This window comes from uncultured Methanobrevibacter sp., assembly GCF_902801725.1.
Classification (GTDB): domain Archaea; phylum Methanobacteriota; class Methanobacteria; order Methanobacteriales; family Methanobacteriaceae; genus Methanocatella.
This window is the reverse complement of the sequence record NZ_CADCJB010000083.1, coordinates 1-4,150: the sequence shown is the minus strand read 5'-3', so window position 1 is coordinate 4,150 and position 4,150 is coordinate 1. Positions and strand designations below refer to the sequence as shown.

At 34.6% G+C, this 4,150-nt stretch carries 5 protein-coding genes; all 5 read left to right on the top strand.

Going from position 1 to position 4,150, the window contains the following annotated elements; all coding sequences use genetic code 11:
* Window positions 1–45: 45 nt before the first annotated feature.
* Window positions 46–738 (top strand): dGTP triphosphohydrolase, encoded by a 693-nt coding sequence (dgt, locus tag QZV68_RS10230; protein WP_296880895.1) that lies wholly within the window; start codon window positions 46–48, stop codon window positions 736–738.
* 21 nt (window positions 739–759) lie between these two features.
* On the top strand, window positions 760–1,710 hold the full coding sequence (locus QZV68_RS10225) for a hypothetical protein (protein ID WP_296880894.1): 951 nt from the start codon (window positions 760–762) through the stop codon (window positions 1,708–1,710).
* Window positions 1,711–1,794: 84 nt separating this feature from the next.
* The gene (locus QZV68_RS10220; protein ID WP_296880893.1) at window positions 1,795–1,917 is read left to right on the top strand and encodes a hypothetical protein; all 123 of its coding nucleotides are present in this window, start codon (window positions 1,795–1,797) and stop codon (window positions 1,915–1,917) included.
* 639 nt (window positions 1,918–2,556) lie between these two features.
* Window positions 2,557–3,945 carry an HIRAN domain-containing protein gene (locus tag QZV68_RS10215; RefSeq protein WP_296880892.1) on the top strand — a complete coding sequence of 463 codons (1,389 nt, stop codon included), beginning with the start codon at window positions 2,557–2,559 and terminating at the stop codon, window positions 3,943–3,945.
* A gap of 14 nt (window positions 3,946–3,959) precedes the next feature.
* The coding region (locus QZV68_RS10210; protein WP_296880891.1) for a hypothetical protein at window positions 3,960–4,150 on the top strand (191 nt) is incomplete at its 3' end.

Sequence of the window (4,150 nt, the reverse complement as noted above, 5' to 3'; positions counted from 1 at the left end):
AATGTAATATTAAGGATGTTATAAAAAATTTAGGAGGATGGTTAAATGGATAAAGCAGAAATTGAAAAAACACGAAATTTTATTAAGAATAATCTGGCACAGGAATCCCGCATAACTGACAGATTTTTTAAAGAGGCAAAAAGAAATCATCTGGGAGATGATTTTGAAAATTATGTTTTAAGAGATGAATTCAGCAGGGATGCAGACAGAATCGTTTATACAAAATCTTTCAGAAGACTTGAACATAAGGAACAGGTATACTCAAATAAACTGGGAGATCACTACAGAACCAGGTTAACTCACAGTCTTGAAGTTGCACAGATTTCCAAAAGCATCTGCAGAAATCTGGGCTTGAATGAAAATCTCTCAATATCAATTGCATTGGGCCACGACATTGGACACGCTCCATTCGGCCATTCCGGTGAAAGGGTTCTGGATGATATCATGAGAGGAAATGATGATCTTGGAGGCAAGCTCAATTTCCTCATTGATTACGGCGGATTCAAACATAATTTCAATGGTTTGAAAATTGTTGAAATCGTTGAAAAGAGAAACGAAAGGCCGGGGCTTAATTTAACATGGCAAACCCTGGACGGAATATTGAAACATACCAATGTGATTAAAAAAGATAAAAGATGGGATTTGACCCGATTTGTTAGAGATGCATCAAAGTATGAAAGCATAATGTATTATGATTATTTTGATGATGAAAGCCGTCCTGAATATCCATTTTCCTAAATTGCCCAGAGAGAACATGATTTGGATGACAGTCTTCTGGACGGGGATTTATATCGCATTGAAGATCTGGCAGGTCAGATTAACAGTATTATTGAAGATATTAAAAAAGACTCTTCCATTAAAGAGTGCAGCGGCTATGATCTCTTCAGGGCTTTGGAGTTAGAACTGGCTCAATTGGGAAGAATCGATAATCACGTGAAGTGGCATGCAATGACAAGCACAATCATTTCATACTTTATCATAGACGTCTCTCAAAACTCTATGAGAAATGTCAGTGATATTTTTAATTTTGATGAGGTGATATCAGTCGATGAGAATAACCGCAAACACATTATAAAAAATCTGGTTTACTTTTCACAGGCTGCAGAGAAATTTTTCACCGAAATCGATGAGTTTGTTGAAAACAGAATTATCAATTCATTCAATGTTAACCGATACGACGGCAAGGGAAAGTATATATTAAGAAAGCTTTTTAAGGCATACTATGAAAATCCAAGACAGATGCCGAGAAAAGAACTGGTGAATCTTGTAAAAAACATTAAAAAGACTGTGGATTCATTTCCACATCTGAAAGATGATGATAAGCATTTTGACGTTGATTTGGAAGAGCTTTATGAAATAGATGAAAGCAATGTTGATATAAGGAATCTGAAAAACATTCTCGATTGTGTGAAGTTAAATGTGTCTGTTAATGAATTTTCAGGCATTTTAAATTTTGCAGGCCATATTTTAAATGAAACGGATATTAAATACAGTGATTTTAAAACAAAGGATGAAGGAATGTTAAATGTCATGTTAAACTACTGCAATCAGCATTCTCTTGATAAACTTGAAGGAAATGATTTTTTAATGACTTTAAAACTGTTAAATGAGCTTCACTATGTTTATATGGCTGCAATTTGCGAATACATATCTCAGATGACTGATGATTTTGCGAAAAACCTTCAACTACAAAGGAAACACAATAGATGAAGCTTTAGCCATTAGTTGACTTTACTGATGAACGATAACTCAGGTTTGAGTTGGGAAAGTACAAACAAATAAGCATTAAGATTCATGAATCCCATTCCCAAAAAAGTGAAAGTTCAAAAATATGGCATATATTCTGCTAAAAGCTATTTGTTTGTTGTGGATGAATTCGATGATATTAAGGAATGGTTGGAAAGGAGTGCAGTCTGAAAAGACCTGCAAGATGATTTACACCAGGAATAGTGAAGTCTGATGTGAAAACTGAGATATGGATGATGTCTTGTATGTATTGTATCCTGCACTAGAAAGACACATAAGCCGGAATTTCTTTTATTCAGCTTTAAAAAATCTGATTGATCTTGGGGTAATGGAATGTGTAAATCCTGATTAAGAGATGGCAGAATGTATAGAATAGCCGAAAAGGGCGAAAGGGTACCTGGAATTCTATAAATTATGATTTCAATTGGACAACATGTATTATTCCAGTTTGAAAATAAAAACCAAAAACGTAAAGGGCACTGTTAATGTGAAAACCATTCCATTAAATTAAAAATAAAATGATTGCTATGGATTATATTGTTCATTTATCATTGAAAACATAAGCTATTCTCCAAGCAACTATCATAAGTGAAAGTAACATCCCGATACAATATAATTAAATTTGAAATGACATATGGGTTTAAAGTTATAGTGTAGAATACCACAAAAATATAGTTTAGAGTCTGTCCAATAAATAATTTTTTCAACTTTTTTTATTCACAACTTATACCCATAACTTTATATTGTCATTAAACTAAATCTTATATTAAATATAAAACGGATATTAAAATTAATATGGGATTGATTGTTATGGGATACTGTTCATGCGGCAATTGGGTTGATGAAGGAGATATCTGCAGTCACTGTGGAGGCGGCGGAGGCTATGATGATACAGATGAAGATGAAGATGAAATAGCATTCGACTATTATAAATACTATTGCGACCAAGCCAGGATCTGCTCTATAAAGGAAGACCATTCAATTGCAATAAACTTCTATAATGAAGCATTAAGATGCACATGGATAATTCCTCAAAAATGCTTTGTGTTATCTGCTATTGCAGGTGAATATGAAGCGATTGAAGACTATGATTCGGCAGAAAAGTACTGGAAAAAATGCATTTCACTTGAATACTCCCGCGGGCGTTATGCTGATTCAATAAATATTGCAGGCAGAGGCGATTTTTTATACCGCAGAGGCCGCTTTAAAGAAGCCATTGACACATATGAAAAAGTATTTGAATCCCTGAAAGCAGTAAACGGTAATCAATTTGGAGGGGATAAGTTAAAAATTTGTGCAAGAACAGCCCATTTCATCATTGATTCATATGATATGCTTGAAAAAGATAATCAGAAAGAAAAATATCATAATGAATTAAAACATGGAATTGAGAAGTTTATTTCAACGCAAAGACATTTTAAGGGTAATGTAATCGCAGATTTTCTATCCGAAAAAGCCTGGAAGCTATATGAAGATGATGGCATAGCTGATGAAGCACTGATTATTATGGATTCTGCTATTGAAATGCGTTTTAATCCTCCTGCAGAATACTACAACATAAAAGCAATAATTCTGGATGAAAATCATCAATATGAAGAAGCCTTAATATATTATGATGCGGCATTATCCAAAAAGCCCTCTAATGAAACATTTTTAAAAAACGAAGCAGGATGTATTAAAGCAAAATTATATATGGATGTGCTTTTTCATAGAACAAAACCTCAGGATCTGGACTTAATCGATGAAGCAATAGAAATACTTCCTGAAAATTGTGATAGCGGATCATATTTTCAACTTAAAGGAGACATTTTAGACCAGCTGGGCGAGCCCGTAGAAGCAAGTATCACTCGTGCTCTTGGAGCTGAACGCTATGATGATGTGGAAAAGGCAGAAAAACAGCTGAAAAAATTAAAACCCACTGAAACATACATCAACATTACAGGAATTGACTACTACCAGGGTTTTGCGCCCTTTAAGGAAGGAACGGTTGCTGATTTAATTACCGAGCCCGACAATCCCCATGACCCCAACGCAATACGCGTTGAAATCAACGGCGAAACAGTAGGTTATGTTGCAAACAGCGAATATACGCTAATCTGGGAGGTCAAAAGCGCAACAGATATTAAAGATACCAATTCAAGACAGGCAGAAGTACAATTCATCCTGTTAAATAATTGGGTTATTGCAAAACTGATTTAAGAGAGGTGCTAAATATGAAATGTCCATTTTGCGGGCAAAATCTGATTGATGGGGATTTGAGATGTCCAAACTGCCGGGGTCTTGCTATTGATTTTGATTATTTTGAAAATATGGATAAGATGAGAAAAAAGTATTCCAAATCCAGTCTTTCAGACCTTTCCAGAGAGAAACTGACTTTTGATGAGATTGTAACCATTTATACCTA

What these genes read in the sequence shown, in the direction of transcription:
- dgt (WP_296880895.1), top strand. Translation starts at nt 46, where the DNA reads ATGGATAAAGCAGAAATTGAAAAAACACGAAATTTTATTAAGAATAAT.
- QZV68_RS10220 (WP_296880893.1), top strand. Translation starts at nt 1,795, where the DNA reads ATGAATCCCATTCCCAAAAAAGTGAAAGTTCAAAAATATGGCATATAT.
- QZV68_RS10215 (WP_296880892.1), top strand. Translation starts at nt 2,557, where the DNA reads ATGGGATACTGTTCATGCGGCAATTGGGTTGATGAAGGAGATATCTGC.